The sequence below is a fragment of the Paraburkholderia sp. MM6662-R1 genome (assembly GCF_050436245.1).
Taxonomy (GTDB): Bacteria; Pseudomonadota; Gammaproteobacteria; order Burkholderiales; family Burkholderiaceae; genus Paraburkholderia; species Paraburkholderia tuberum.
Map to the genome: position 1 here is coordinate 4274874 of NZ_JBNDLV010000001.1, position 13456 is coordinate 4288329.

The 13456-nt window shown below is 63.2% G+C and carries 10 protein-coding genes, 5 tRNA genes and 1 pseudogene; 14 read left to right on the forward strand and 2 right to left on the reverse strand.

Annotated features, from left to right (window positions below):
* Positions 1-123 precede the first annotated feature (123 nt).
* The 6 genes from OKW39_RS20240 (at position 124) to OKW39_RS20265 (ending at position 7203) form a co-directional block, all read left to right on the forward strand.
* The gene (locus tag OKW39_RS20240) at positions 124-471 is read left to right on the forward strand and encodes a hypothetical protein (RefSeq protein WP_429563358.1); all 348 of its coding nucleotides are present in this window, start codon (positions 124-126) and stop codon (positions 469-471) included.
* A gap of 192 nt (positions 472-663) precedes the next feature.
* The gene (locus tag OKW39_RS20245) at positions 664-2580 is read left to right on the forward strand and encodes an extracellular solute-binding protein (protein ID WP_429563359.1); all 1917 of its coding nucleotides are present in this window, start codon (positions 664-666) and stop codon (positions 2578-2580) included.
* Positions 2581-2629: 49 nt separating this feature from the next.
* A complete protein-coding gene (locus OKW39_RS20250) occupies positions 2630-3667 on the forward strand; it encodes a microcin C ABC transporter permease YejB (RefSeq protein WP_429563360.1) in 1038 nt (345 codons plus the stop codon).
* Positions 3667-4773 (forward strand): ABC transporter permease, encoded by a 1107-nt coding sequence (locus OKW39_RS20255; protein ID WP_429360759.1) that lies wholly within the window; start codon positions 3667-3669, stop codon positions 4771-4773. Before OKW39_RS20250 ends, OKW39_RS20255 begins: the two co-directional genes overlap by 1 nt.
* Complete coding sequence (locus OKW39_RS20260) at positions 4770-6401, forward strand: ABC transporter ATP-binding protein (RefSeq protein ID WP_429563361.1); 1632 nt, start codon at positions 4770-4772, stop codon at positions 6399-6401. Before OKW39_RS20255 ends, OKW39_RS20260 begins: the two co-directional genes overlap by 4 nt.
* 136 nt (positions 6402-6537) lie before the next feature.
* Entirely contained in the window at positions 6538-7203 is a 666-nt protein-coding gene (locus tag OKW39_RS20265) for a C40 family peptidase (RefSeq protein ID WP_429563362.1), read from the forward strand.
* A 113-nt stretch (positions 7204-7316) separates the two neighbouring features.
* On the opposite strand, the gene OKW39_RS20270 is transcribed toward OKW39_RS20265, so the two are convergent.
* Positions 7317-8264, reverse strand: coding sequence for a patatin-like phospholipase family protein (locus OKW39_RS20270; protein ID WP_429360763.1), 948 nt, complete (start codon positions 8262-8264; stop codon positions 7317-7319).
* A gap of 488 nt (positions 8265-8752) precedes the next feature.
* On the opposite strand from OKW39_RS20270, the gene gltX reads away from it, so the two are divergent.
* From gltX to OKW39_RS20310, 8 genes and pseudogenes are all read left to right on the forward strand, one after another.
* Positions 8753-10162 carry a glutamate--tRNA ligase gene (gltX, locus tag OKW39_RS20275; protein WP_429563363.1) on the forward strand — a complete coding sequence of 470 codons (1410 nt, stop codon included), beginning with the start codon at positions 8753-8755 and terminating at the stop codon, positions 10160-10162.
* A 119-nt stretch (positions 10163-10281) separates the two neighbouring features.
* Positions 10282-10357: transfer RNA gene (locus OKW39_RS20280), tRNA-Ala, on the forward strand.
* 186 nt (positions 10358-10543) lie between these two features.
* A tRNA-Glu gene (locus OKW39_RS20285) sits at positions 10544-10619 on the forward strand.
* A gap of 90 nt (positions 10620-10709) precedes the next feature.
* Positions 10710-10786 (forward strand) — tRNA-Asp (locus tag OKW39_RS20290).
* Positions 10787-10847: 61 nt separating this feature from the next.
* A tRNA-Glu gene (locus tag OKW39_RS20295) sits at positions 10848-10923 on the forward strand.
* Positions 10924-11003: 80 nt separating this feature from the next.
* A tRNA-Asp gene (locus tag OKW39_RS20300) sits at positions 11004-11080 on the forward strand.
* A gap of 570 nt (positions 11081-11650) precedes the next feature.
* Positions 11651-11794: pseudogene (locus tag OKW39_RS20305) on the forward strand (group II intron reverse transcriptase/maturase); the annotation flags it as partial.
* A gap of 123 nt (positions 11795-11917) precedes the next feature.
* The gene (locus tag OKW39_RS20310; RefSeq protein WP_090800638.1) at positions 11918-12382 is read left to right on the forward strand and encodes a GNAT family N-acetyltransferase; all 465 of its coding nucleotides are present in this window, start codon (positions 11918-11920) and stop codon (positions 12380-12382) included.
* Positions 12383-12429: 47 nt separating this feature from the next.
* Here OKW39_RS20310 and OKW39_RS20315 read toward each other — a convergent pair whose 3' ends face one another.
* Entirely contained in the window at positions 12430-13329 is a 900-nt protein-coding gene (locus OKW39_RS20315) for an AraC family transcriptional regulator (protein WP_429563364.1), read from the reverse strand.
* Positions 13330-13456: the final 127 nt, after the last annotated feature.

Here is a 13456-nt window from a genome sequence, read left to right on the forward strand (position 1 = left end):
CAGACATTACGCCACCGCCGGCGAGGCGATTTTCAGCATCAGTTATTACAAAGTTGAAATACGCGTGTTGCTGCCTTTGCGTTATATTTCCGCCAACAAAACATGTTCCTACAAAGGTGATCAATGAAGTCCGCTCGTATTGTTCCGCTTGTGTTCGGCGTGTTGACGTTGGCTGCATCGGGTGCCGCGATGGCCGCGGGGCTCAACGTCGGGGTCAATATCGGCATTCCCGCGCCGGTCTACGTCGCACCGGCGCCGGTCTACGCACCGCCGCCGCCTCCGCCGCCGCCCGTCGTCTATCAGCCGGCTCCCGTGTACTACGGCGGTCCGCAAATCGTGATCGGCTGGCATGGCGACCGTTACTGGGACGGCCATCGCTACTGGGCGCGCGACGACTGGTATCGCCACCATCCGTCGGGCCGCGGCGACTATGCGCGCGGTCACTACGACCAACATCGCGGCTGGCACTGAGTCGCCACTGCGTCAGCGCTGAAGCGCGCCAACCGGCCGCAGCGATGACAGAACCGCCCTTGGAGGGCGGTTTTGTTTTTTGTGCTGAAACATCCGTCGCTGACGCATTTCGTCGCAGTCGCCCGCCAGATCGCGCAAGCTAATTGGGTAGAATCCCCCACATCGCCACTGCCCATTTACCAGCACGACTCCATGACAACTGGCTCGCGACCGGTTCAAACGCCTGAGGGACTTCGACACAGCGTGATCCACGGACCCTTGCGCGCCGCGCTCGCCGTCGCGTTGCTGTGCGCGAGTCTGCTCGTCGCGCCGCACGCGCATGCCGCGCATGCGATCGCGCAATACGGCGAGCCTAAATATCCGGCCGGCTTCAAGCACTTCGACTACGTCAATCCCGATGCGCCGAAAGGCGGCACGCTCGTGCTCGCGAACCCGAGCCGTCTAACGAGCTTCGACAAGTTCAATCCGTTCACTCTGCGTGGCAATGCGGCGCCCGGCCTCGAATTGATGTTCGAGAGCCTGACGATCGGCAGCAGCGACGAAGTCGCGTCCGCCTACGGGCTGCTCGCCGACGACATCGTCGTCGCGCCCGACGGCCTGTCGGTCACGTTTCACATCAATCCGCGCGCGCGCTTTTCGAACGGCGATCCTGTGACCGCCGACGACGTCAAGTTCTCTCTCGAGACGCTGAAGAGCCCGCAGGCCGCGCCGCAGTTCGCATCGCTTTTCAGCGAGATCAAGCGTGCGGTCGTCGTCGATCCGGCCACGGTGCGCTTCGAGTTTCGCGAGCGCGATCGCGAGTTGCCGCTGCTCGCGGGCAGCATGCCGGTGTTCTCGCGCAAGTGGGGGATGAAGCCCGACGGCAGCCGTGTTCCGTTCGACCAGCTCGCATTCGAAAAGCCAGTCGGCAGCGGGCCGTATCTGATCGACAGCTACGACAACGGCCGCACGATCACGTTCAAACGCGACCCGCACTATTGGGGCGCCGATCTGCCGGTGCGCGTCGGCATGAACAACTTCGATCGCATCGTCTACAAGCTGTATGCCGATAGCACCGCGCGGCTCGAGGCGTTCAAGGCTGGCGAGTACGACGCGCTGGTCGAATATATCGCGCGCAACTGGGTGCGGCGCGACGTCGGCAAGAAGTTCGACCGTGGCGAGTTGATCAAGCGCGAGTTTGCGCAGCACAACGGCACCGGCATGCAGGGCTTTTTCCTGAACACGCGCCGGCCGCTGTTCCAGGATGTGCGGGTGCGCAAGGCGCTCGATCTCGCGCTCGACTTTCAGTGGCTGAACCGCCAGCTGTTTTTCAACCAGTACACGCGCATCGACAGCTATTTCGCCAACACCGAATGGCAGGCGAAGGGGCTGCCTTCGCCTGGCGAGCTCGCGCTGCTGGAGCCGTTTCGCGCCCAACTCGACCCGGCGGTATTCGGGCCGCCGCCGAAGCAGCCCGATACCGATCCGCCCGGCTCGCTGCGCGCGAATCTGCTACAGGCGCGCGATCTGCTGCAGCAGGCCGGCTGGACCTATCGTGACGGCGCGCTGCGCAACGCGAAGGGCGAGCCGTTCCAGTTCGAGATACTCGACGACTCGGGTTCGGCCTCGTCGATGGAGCCGATCATCGCGACCTTCACGCGCAATCTGCAAAAGCTCGGCATTACCGCGAACTTCCGCACCACCGACTTCGCGGTCTATCAGAAGCGGCTCGACGCATTCGACTTCGACGTGACGACGATTCGCATGCCCGACGTGCAGGTGCCGGGCTCCGAGCAGATCACCCGCTTCGGCAGCAAGGCCGCCGATACCCCCGGCTCGGACAACGCGATCGGCCTGAAGTCGCCGGCCGTCGACGCGGTGTTGAACGCGCTCGTGCATGCGCAAACGCGCGAGCAGCTGACCGATGCCGCGCACGCGCTCGACCGTCTGCTGATGCATGGCTACTATGTGGTGCCGCACTGGTACAGCGGCACGCATCGCGTCGCGTTCAAGCGCGGGCTCGCGTGGCCGAAGACTTTGCCGCTGTACTATGGCGCGGAAGGCTGGATCACGACGATGTGGTGGTACGAGGATCCGCGGGCGCGCACGCCCACGGGCAGCGCCGACTGATCCGCAGATCCATCGCCCCCACCAACGCGTTCGCACTGGAACACCGCCTATGTGGAGCTACATCCTCAAACGCCTGCTGCTGATGATCCCGACGCTGCTCGGCGTGCTGACGCTGACCTTCGTCGTGATCCAGTTCGTGCCGGGCGGCCCCGTCGAGCAGATGCAGCACGAACTGCGCAAGGGCGCGGAGGGCGCCTCGCCGTTCGGGCTGCGCTCGCATAGCGGCGTCGATGCGCAACAGATCGCGCAACTGAAGCAGTTGTACGGCTTCGACAAACCGCCGCTCGAACGCTACGTGCTGATGCTCAAGCGCTTCGCGACCTTCGATCTCGGCCAGAGCTATTTCCGTCATCAGAGCGTGTTGTCGCTGATCGTGTCGAAGCTGCCGGTGTCGATCAGCATCGGCCTGTGGACGTTCTTTCTCACCTATCTGATATCGGTGCCGCTCGGCATCGCGAAGGCGGTGCGCAACGGCTCGCACTTCGATATCGCGACGAGCCTCGTCGTGCTGGTCGGCTACGCGATTCCGGGCTTCGTGCTCGGCGTGCTGCTGCTCGTGCTGTTCGGCGGCGGCACGTTCCTGCAGCTGTTTCCGCTGCGCAACCTCACTTCCGACAACTGGGACCAGTTGAGCCTCGTCGGCAAGATCCTCGACTATCTATGGCATATCGCGCTGCCGATCACGGCGTCGGTGGTGGGCAGCTTCGCGGTCGTCACGATGCTGACGAAGAACGCGTTTCTCGACGAAATCCGCAAGCAGTACGTGCTGACCGCGCGTGCCAAAGGTTTGTCCGAGCGGCGCGTGTTGTGGAAGCACGTGTTTCGCAATGCGCTGCTGCCGCTGATCGTCAATTTCCCGGGCGCGTTCATCGGCGCGTTCTTCACCGGCAGCCTGCTGATCGAAACGCTGTTCTCGCTCGACGGGCTCGGGTTGCTGTCGTATGAATCGGTGATGCGGCGGGACTATCCGGTCGTGCTCGGCACGTTGTATCTGTTCACGCTGATCGGCCTCGTCACGCGGCTGATCTCCGACCTTTGCTATGTGTGGGTCGATCCCCGCATCCAATTCGAACAACTGGAGCGCTGATGAATCGAGCCCGCCTTTCCGCCGACGCGGCGGCGCGCACCGAACCCGCGCGGGCACTGATGTCGCCGTCGCCGGCGCGTCGCGTGTGGCAGCGTTTTCGCCAGCAGCGTCTCGGCTACTGGAGCCTGATCATATTCGTCGTCGCGTTCGCGGCGAGCCTCGTGGGGCCGCTGTGGTCGAACGACAAGCCGGTCGTCGTGCGCTACAACGGCCATCTGTATTTCCCGCTCGTCAAGACCTACGCCGAGACCACCTTCGGTGGCGACTTCCCCACGCCGGCCGATTATCTCGATCCGTACATCCGTCACCGCTTCGATGCGCCGGGCAACTTCGCCCTGTATCCGCCGAATCATTACTACTACGACACGCTCAATTACTTTTCGAAGACGCCCAACCCGGCGCCACCGTCGCGCGAGAACTGGCTCGGCACCGACGACCGCGGCCGCGATGTGTTCGCGCGTCTGCTGTACGGCTTCGGCGTGTCGGTCGTGTTCGGCCTCGTGCTGACCGTGATCAGCACGATCGTCGGCATCGCCGCGGGGGCGGTGCAAGGTTACTTCGGAGGGCGAACGGACATCGTCGGGCAGCGTCTGATCGAGATCTGGAACGCGATGCCGCAGCTCTATCTGCTGATCATCTTTTCATCGATCTTCGAGCGCAGCTTCGCTCTTTTGATCGTGCTGCTGTCGCTGTTCAACTGGATCGGCCTGTCCGACTACGTGCGCGCCGAGTTCCTGCGCAATCGCCAGCAGGACTACGTGCGCGCCGCGCGCGCGATGGGCCTGTCGCATTGGCAGATCATGTGGCGTCACGTGTTGCCCAACAGTCTGACGCCGGTCATCACGTTCCTGCCGTTCAGCATGAGCAGCGCGATTCTCGCGCTGACGAGTCTCGACTTCCTCGGCCTTGGCGTGCCGCCGCCGACGCCGAGCCTGGGCGAACTGCTCGCTCAGGGCAAGGCGAATCTCGACGCGTGGTGGATCTCGGTGTCGACCTTCGGCGTGCTGGTGGCGATGCTGCTGCTATTGACCTTCATGGGCGACGCGCTGCGCAACGCGCTCGACACGCGTATCTCCGATGCGATACACGCCGGAGGTGGTCAATGAGCGCGCTGCCGCAAATCGATCCGCGATCGACGGACACGCCGCTGCTCGAACTCGACCATCTGCGTGTCGCGTTCGGCGACACGGTGGCCGTCGACGACGTCACGCTCGCGATCGCGCGCGGTGAACGCGTCGCGCTCGTCGGCGAGTCCGGCTCGGGCAAGAGCGTGACCGCGCTGTCGGTGCTGCGCCTGCTGAACGACGCGCAGGTGAGCGGGGCGATCCGCTTCGATGGCAAAGATCTGCTCGCGAAGAGCGAGCGTGCGATGCGCGGCCTGCGCGGCTCGGACATCGCGATGATCTTCCAGGAACCGATGACCGCGCTCAATCCGCTGTATACGATCGGCGACCAGATTGCGGAAACGATCGTCGTGCATGACGGCGTCAGCGCGGCCGAAGCGTGCAGGCGGGCGGTCGCGCTGCTCGCGCGCACCGGCATCACCGAGCCGGAGAGGCGCATCAACAGCTACCCGCATCAGCTCTCGGGCGGGCAGCGGCAGCGCGCGATGATCGCGATGGCGCTCGCCTGCCGGCCGCGCCTGTTGCTCGCCGACGAGCCGACCACCGCGCTCGACGTGACGATTCGCGCGCAAATCGTCGAGCTTCTGCTGGAACTGCAGCGCGACGAAGCACAAAAGCGCGGCATGGCCGTGCTGCTGATCACGCACGACCTGAACCTCGTGCGTCACTTCGCGCAGCGCGTCGCGGTGATGGAGCGAGGCGTGCTGGTCGAAACCGGCACGGTCGAGCAGGTGTTCGAGGCGCCGCGCCATCCGTACACGCTGCGGCTGCTCGCGAGCCGGCCGCAGCGCGAGGTCGTGCCGGTGCTGCCGATCTCGCCGGTGCTGCTCGAAGCGCGCGATGTGGCGGTCGACTTCAGAACGAAACTGACCGGCCTGCGTGGCTGGTTCGGCGCGGGGCGGTTTCGCGCGGTCGACGCGGCGAACGTGTCGGTGCGCCAGGGCGAGACGCTCGGGATCGTCGGTGAATCGGGATCGGGCAAGTCGACGCTCGCGATGGCACTGCTCGGTCTGCAGCGCACCGCGCATGGCGAGATCCAGTTTCAGGGCAGGGCGCTCGCGAGCTATCGCGGCGCCGAAAAGACCGCGCTGCGCTCGAATATGCAGGTCGTCTTTCAAGACCCTTTTAGTTCGCTTTCGCCGCGGCAGACGATCGAGCGGATCGTCGGTGAGGGGCTCGCGCTGCATCGGCCGCAGATGACTCCGCAGGCGCGGCGCGACAAGGTCGTCGCGGTGCTGCGCGAAGTCGGCATCGACCGGACCGCGCTGTATCGCTATCCGCATGAATTTTCGGGCGGGCAGCGGCAGCGCATCGCGATCGCGCGCGCGCTGGTACTGGAGCCGCGCGTGCTGATCCTCGACGAACCGACCAGCGCGCTGGACGTATCGATCCAGCAGCAGGTGCTCAAGCTGCTCACCGGTTTGCAGCACAAATACAACCTCGGCTTCGTATTCATCAGTCACGACCTGGAAGTGATCGGGGCGATGGCGCACCGAGTCGTGGTGATGCAAAACGGATCGATCGTCGAGACCGGCGAAGTCGAGAAAATTTTTACTGCACCCGCGCATCCTTACACGCGAAAGCTGCTGAAAGCGGCGCTTGATCGTTGATTTTTCACCCTTTCCCCAATTGAGTGCGTCCGTCGATTGATTTTTCCTATTCCTTTTGACAGGCAAATACTTACTGGCTAGTATCGAGCAAACTTTTTTTCTAGACCCCTGATTTTTTGGCAAAAACTACCGACCAATGCAGCACAGAAACTTCACCCAGGCTTGCACGCGCGTCGTCGCCGGGATGTTCATTGGCGTCTTGATGGCAGCAGCTCCCGGCGCGTTCGCCGACGAAGTAAGCGGTTTTAATCAGAATGCCTCATATCCGCCCACCAACGGCGCGGATCCTCTCTCCCTTCTCACTCCCCAAACCAAGGCCGCAGGCAGCGAAAGCGGCAGCGCCAAATCGTTCCTTTCGGGCATGGCCGGCAAAGCGGGCGACGTGGTGGTCGGCGCGTTGAACATGATCGGCGTTCGCTACCGTTGGGGCGGCAATACGCCTGATTCGGGGCTCGATTGCAGCGGTTTCGTGCGCTACGTGTTCCAGGACACGCTCGGTCTCGCGCTGCCGCGCCGTGCCGAGGAAATGAGCCGCCTGGGCGAGAAGGTGCGGGTAAGCGACCTGAAGCCGGGCGATCTGGTGTTCTTCAATACGATGCGCCGCACGTTCTCGCACGTCGGCATCTATATCGGCGACAACAAGTTCGTGCACTCGCCGTCCACCGGCAGCACGATCCGCGTCGACGACATGGATGACGGCTACTGGGAAAAGCGCTTTACGGGTGCGCGTCGGATCGAGACCTCGTATCAGGCCGACGATCTGCGCAAGCGTGTGACCGCGACGATCGGCGGGAATAACTGATTCAGCGCCAGGCCTGGCGATAAAAAAGCCTGCTTCATTCGAAGCAGGCTTTTTGCGTTTGATGCGCGCATTTTTGCCATGGCGACGCACAGCGACCGTGCGTCGCCGGGCTTTCAGGCTCCCATGCGCCGCGCGGCGAGCTTGCGCTGCAACTCCGGCATCATCTTCGCGACCGCTTCCTCGCCGGCGAGGATCGCGGCGTTGCGCTGTGAGAAATCGCTGCCGCTCATCGTCGCGAGATTCGGCCGGATCACCACGTCGGCGTACTTGTCGAGCTCGTAGGCCTTGATCGTCTGGCCCATGATCGTGAAGGTCTGCATCAATACGTCGAACGAGCTTGCCGTGACGCCGGTTTCCGGTCGCTGGGAGATATCGACGGCGATCACGAAATCCGCGCCCATCTTGCGCGCGAACGACGCCGGTACCGGACTCACGAGACCCCCATCCACGTACTCGTGACCGCCGATCTTCACCGGCTCGAAAATCGACGGTACGCTGCACGACGCGCGCACCGCGATGCCGGTGTTGCCACGCTGGAACAGGATCGGCTGGCCGGTTTGCAGATCGGTCGCGACCACGCCGAGCGGCCTAGCCATCTTCTCGATCGGGCGGTTGTTCAGCGTCGTGTTCAGGTAGTTCTGCAGCGCGACGCCCTGCAGGAAGCCGCGCGTACGAAACGGCATCGCCCAGTCGCTGATCGACGCTTCGTCCATCGACAGCGCGAGCTTGTTCAGCGCGAAGCCGTTCATGCCCGACGCGTACAGCGCACCGACGACGGAGCCGGCGCTCGTGCCGGCAATCAGGTCGATCTGGATATTGCGCGCCTCGAGAGCCTTGATGACGCCGATGTGCGCAAAGCCGCGCGCGGCGCCGCCGCCGAGAGCGAGCGCGACGCGAACCGGCTTCTGTTGCGCTTTTTCAGGCGGCGGGGGAACGGCGGGCGTCGCGGTGATCGGCGCGCCATCGAGTTTGCCGGCGGTCGTGGTGCAGGCGGCAAGCACCGCGGATGCGGCCGCTAGCGAAAAGCTGCGGCGGCTCAAGTTCGGGGATGAGGGTTTCAACGAGTTCTCCAGCAACGGCGCGCGCGACGCGAGCGGCGTCGCGCGTACCGCGATCAGGCTGAGGTCAGACCGGGCGGATCGCCGACGGCGATTGCGCGCGCTTGCAGCGGTGTTCGCTCCGGATCGGATCGAGGTGCGGTAAGCCCGCATCGCAGCGCGCGCACATCTTAATGCAAACGATCGGCTCGCGCGGTCCGCTGTAATGAAACGTTGCAGAGGAAGTATTCGGAACTGACGCGGCGCTTTTTCAAGATGAGTTGGGCGAGCGCCGGGAAGGTGCGTACGCAGATGTCCGGACGCCGTTCGCCCATGCGCCATAGGCCGTTCGGACGAGGGCGGCAACCCGCGTGCGGAAGGTATAATTCGGCTCTTGCACTTATTCCCTCGTGGCCGTGCGCGACGTCGCGCGCAGCATGGGCACGCTTCGCTGCCGCGCTTCGCAGTCGTGTTCGCCTGAGCGCCGGCGCCTGTTTTCCGAGTAACCGCTAATGACCACCTCCGTTCGTACCCGTTTCGCACCGAGTCCCACCGGCTTCATCCACCTGGGCAACATCCGCTCCGCGCTGTATCCGTGGGCGTTCGCGCGCAAGATGAAAGGGACCTTCGTGCTGCGGGTCGAGGACACCGACCTCGAGCGCTCCACGACCGAATCCGTCGACGCGATTCTCGAAGGCATGGCGTGGCTCGGCCTCGATTTCGACGAAGGCCCGTTCTACCAGATGCAGCGCATGGACCGGTACGGCGAAGTGCTGAAGCAGATGCAGGAGGCGGGGCTCGTCTATCCGTGCTACATGTCGACCGAAGAGCTCGACGCGCTGCGCGAGCGCCAGCGCGAAGCAGGCGAAAAGCCGCGCTACGACGGCACGTGGCGCCCGGAGCCGGGCAAGGTGCTGCCGGAGCCGCCCGTGGGCGTGAAGCCGGTGCTAAGGTTTCGCAATCCGCTGACCGGCGTGGTCGCGTGGGACGACGCGGTGAAAGGCCGCATCGAAATCTCGAACGAAGAACTCGACGACCTCGTGATCGCGCGTCCGGACGGCACGCCGACGTATAACTTCTGCGTCGTCGTCGACGATCTCGACATGCGCATTACTCACGTGATTCGTGGCGACGACCACGTCAACAACACGCCGCGCCAGATCAACATACTGCGCGCGCTCGGTGGCGAGCCGCCGGTGTATGCACACCTGCCGACCGTGCTGAACGAGCAGGGCGAGAAGATGAGCAAGCGCCACGGCGCAATGAGCGTGATGGGTTATCGCGATGCGGGGTATCTGCCGGAAGCGGTCGTCAACTATCTGGCGCGCCTCGGCTGGTCGCATGGTGACGCGGAGATTTTCACGCGCGAGCAGTTCGTCGAGTGGTTCGATCTCGAGCACCTCGGCAAGTCGCCGGCGCAGTACGACCATGACAAGCTGAACTGGCTCAACGCGCACTACATCAAGGAAGCCGACAACGCACGCCTCGCCGAACTGGCGAAACCGTTCTTCGCGGAGCTCGGCATCGACGAAGCCACACTCGCCCAAGGTCCGGATCTGACGGGCGTGGTGGGCCTGATGAAGGATCGGGCGTCGACCGTGAAGGAGATCGCGCAGAACGCCGCGATGTTCTATCGCACCCCGGCACCCGACGCTGAGTCGCTTGCACAGCACGTCACCGACGCGGTTCGTCCGGCGCTCGCTGATCTGGCCGCTGCATTGAAGACGGTCGAATGGACCAAGGAGGCGATCGCTGCCGCGCTGAAAGCGACGCTCGGCACGCACAAGCTGAAGATGCCGCAGCTCGCGATGCCGGTGCGTCTGCTGGTGGCGGGTACGACGCATACACCGTCGATCGATAGCGTGCTGATGCTGTTCGGTCGCGACGTCGTCGTTAGCCGCATCGAAAAAGCGCTTGGCTAATCCGTTGGCGGCGTGCGTCAGAGGTTTCGCATGCCGCCGGAAAAATCCGCATGTAATCGCTCAAAGGGTATTTACAAAGCGCAGATCGCCCTCTAAAATCTCGTTTCTCTGATGTGCGCGGGGGTATAGCTCAGCTGGGAGAGCGCTTGCATGGCATGCAAGAGGTCAGCGGTTCGATCCCGCTTACCTCCACCAACAGAGCAAAGAGGTGAAAGTGGTTAAGAAGTCTGATAGTTGTAGAAAAAAGACTTCACAAATCGCTGAAATGTAGTAAAGTAGCGGTCTTCGCTGTTGACCTGAAAATAGCTTGGCGAATTAACTGAAAAGTTAGCGCGAGTTGATCAAGTCAAAAGCGAATTGAGACGGATCTGAAAAGATTTTGTCCCCTTCGTCTAGAGGCCTAGGACATCACCCTTTCACGGTGAGTACAGGGGTTCGAATCCCCTAGGGGACGCCAAACATCAGCGTCGCTTTAGTATTCGAGTAGTAGTAAAGCAGCGCAGCTTGCAGAGAATTAACCGACGCTCGCAAGCAGGGTGTAAAGACTGGAGTGGTAGTTCAGTCGGTTAGAATACCGGCCTGTCACGCCGGGGGTCGCGGGTTCGAGTCCCGTCCACTCCGCCAGACAAAGCCCGTTCACACATACTTGAACGGGCTTTTTCATTAAAGGTGTAAGCAGTACGTTGTCCCCTTCGTCTAGAGGCCTAGGACATCACCCTTTCACGGTGAGTACAGGGGTTCGAATCCCCTAGGGGACGCCAGAACATCGGCGTCGTTCGGTTGGAAGTTTGAACGGTGCAGCAAGCTGAGAGTATGGCTCGCAGGCTGCGATGCAAAATCTGGAGCGGTAGTTCAGTTGGTTAGAATACCGGCCTGTCACGCCGGGGGTCGCGGGTTCGAGTCCCGTCCGCTCCGCCAGATTTGAGAAAGCCCACTTCGCAAGAAGTGGGCTTTTTTTATTGTGCGCCCAGCATGGGCGCACTCCTGCGAGTGCAAGTCCCGCCATGAGCTGGTCACAGCGAATGAAGTGAAGCGCAACTGCATGACGGCGGCCGAATGTGGGAAGGAAGCGTGGAGCGTAAGTCGCGAGCCGATAAACAAGAACCGCATAGAAGGCGTTGCCAAGCAGGGCGGGCGGGTAATAATAGACCGCGAAGCTCTCGTGACCAGGACGAAGCGGCGTAAATGCGGCGGCTGTGCCATGAAGGAGTGCGCTCTTACCTGGGGAGATCTCGCCTCATGCCTGAAAGGGCGACGGCGTCGAGCCGGAGCGAGAAGTCAGCAGAGGCCGTAAGTAGTCACAGGACAGGTCGGTGACACTGGAGTTGGTGATGAAGGGCCGAACGGGAGGGAGTGTCCAGCGCCATGTCGATGCGACAGGAATTGCGTCAGATGCCCGCGCAAGCGGGGCGATCGGGAGGCACGCGCGGTGAAGCTGCGCCTATTTCCGTGAGCGACGAAGCCTGTTGTCCGCGCCATGATGATCCGCCGTTGCTGGCCAACGTGTTGCTCGACGTGGTGGACAAGGAACTGGAACGGCGCGGCCACTGCTTCGTGCGCTGTGCCGACGATGCGAACGTGTATATCCGCAGCCGTCGTGCTGGTGAGCGGGTGATGGCGCCTGCACATAGGACCGTAACCGCTCCGTTTCTACTGCCGTTGCCGGCCGCCTCCCGAAAGGCTCGGGACAAACAGCCATTGCCAGCGCGCGCGGCCTGTTTTACCGTTTATCCGACTCATCCTCGCGGTCCTGCCATGTTCGATCCCACCGAAGCTCCGTCACCGTTTCATCTGCGCTCGGCCAGCATGGACGATTTCGAGTTTGCCGAGGCGCTGACCCGCAACAACATGGGCGGCTACTATCGCCGGCATCATCTGGTGTGGCGCAGCGATCTGTTTCTCGGCAGTTGGCGCGAATCGGAGAATTTCATTCTCGAAGTGGATGGCGTGCCGATGGGCGTGCTGCGTATCACCGAAGAGGGTGATTCGCTGCATATCCGCGACGTGCAGATCGCCGAAGGATATCGTCGGCTTGGCGCCGGTACCTTCCTGCTCGACATCTCGCATCAATGGGCGCGCGAGCGCGGGCTGCGTGAGTTGCAGTTGCGCGTGTTCGTCGACAATCCGGCGGCGCGGCTCTATCTGCGCAAGGGCTATAAGCTCACCGGGCCGCGGCTCGCGCAGCTAGGCGCAATCCGTCATCTGGCGCGGCGGGTTTGAGGCGTGCCCCGCATCGATGGCCGACGCGCAGCGCTAGTTGTCGCCATTCACCGCTCGGCGACGTCCGTCGAACCGGCTTGATCCTGTGCCGTTTCATCATCCGCTTGCGCGTCATCATGCTCGCCGTTGCTCGCGCGATGCTCGGCGCCTCGTTCGATAAACGCGCGTGGACTCGCGCCGAACGCACGTCGGAACATCGCGGAGAAGGCGCTCTGGCTCTGATAGCCCAGTTCCTGCGCGACGTGCGACAGCGGCCGTCCCTGGCTCAACAATGGAATGGCGCGCGCGAGAATCGCCTGCTGACGCCACTGCGAAAAACTCACACCCAGCTCCTGGCGGAACAGCCGCGCGATCGTGCGCGTGCTCGCGCCCACCGTCGATGCCCACTGCTCGAGCGACTCGCCATGCATCGGGTCGGCGATCACGGCCTCGCACAGCGCGCGCAGGCGCTTTTCGCTGGGCATCGGCACGGACAGCGGCAACGGCTCGGAGCGCGTCAGTTCATCGAGCGCGAGCGCGCCGAGCAGATGCTCGCGCGCGGCGGACAGGCCAGGCGTATCGAGCGCGGCAATCACCTCGCGCAACAGGTTCGATACTTCGACGACGCGCGGCGTATCGAGCCCGGCCGGCGCCGTACTCTCGGTGATGTACAGCGTGCGCAGGAACGCATCCTCGACGGCGACCACTTCGTGCGTCACATGCGGCGGCAACCAGATTGCGCGCGATGGCGGCACCATCCATGTCGTGCCCGTCGTTGCGACCCGCAGCACGCCGCGCGACGCATACGCGACCTGCGCCCAGGCATGCGTATGACGCGCGATATGCCAGCCCGCCGGCATTGGCCGCGAGCGCACGCGGATCGGATGCATCTCGTTCGGCGCGAACTCGGGCGGTATGTCGGCGAAACGCACGCGGCTCAACAAGTCGGAGTCGGAGGACGAGGTCATGGCAAGGTCGGTTCGGATCACGGAGCTGGCAACGGCGAAGCGCGGTCGAGGCCATTCACCGCCGCGGGCATCAAGCATTGTAGGCCGTGCCCAGTTTCTGTTGCCGACGGGCCGCCGTTGCATAATG

Coding starts and splice junctions, on each gene's coding strand:
- OKW39_RS20255 (WP_429360759.1), top strand. CDS start 3,667: ATGAATCGAGCCCGCCTTTCCGCCGACGCGGCGGCGCGCACCGAACCC.
- gltX (WP_429563363.1), top strand. CDS start 8,753: ATGACCACCTCCGTTCGTACCCGTTTCGCACCGAGTCCCACCGGCTTC.
- OKW39_RS20240 (WP_429563358.1), top strand. CDS start 124: ATGAAGTCCGCTCGTATTGTTCCGCTTGTGTTCGGCGTGTTGACGTTG.
- OKW39_RS20315 (WP_429563364.1), bottom strand. CDS start 13,329: ATGACCTCGTCCTCCGACTCCGACTTGTTGAGCCGCGTGCGTTTCGCC.
- OKW39_RS20310 (WP_090800638.1), top strand. CDS start 11,918: ATGTTCGATCCCACCGAAGCTCCGTCACCGTTTCATCTGCGCTCGGCC.
- OKW39_RS20265 (WP_429563362.1), top strand. CDS start 6,538: ATGCAGCACAGAAACTTCACCCAGGCTTGCACGCGCGTCGTCGCCGGG.
- OKW39_RS20260 (WP_429563361.1), top strand. CDS start 4,770: ATGAGCGCGCTGCCGCAAATCGATCCGCGATCGACGGACACGCCGCTG.
- OKW39_RS20250 (WP_429563360.1), top strand. CDS start 2,630: ATGTGGAGCTACATCCTCAAACGCCTGCTGCTGATGATCCCGACGCTG.
- OKW39_RS20245 (WP_429563359.1), top strand. CDS start 664: ATGACAACTGGCTCGCGACCGGTTCAAACGCCTGAGGGACTTCGACAC.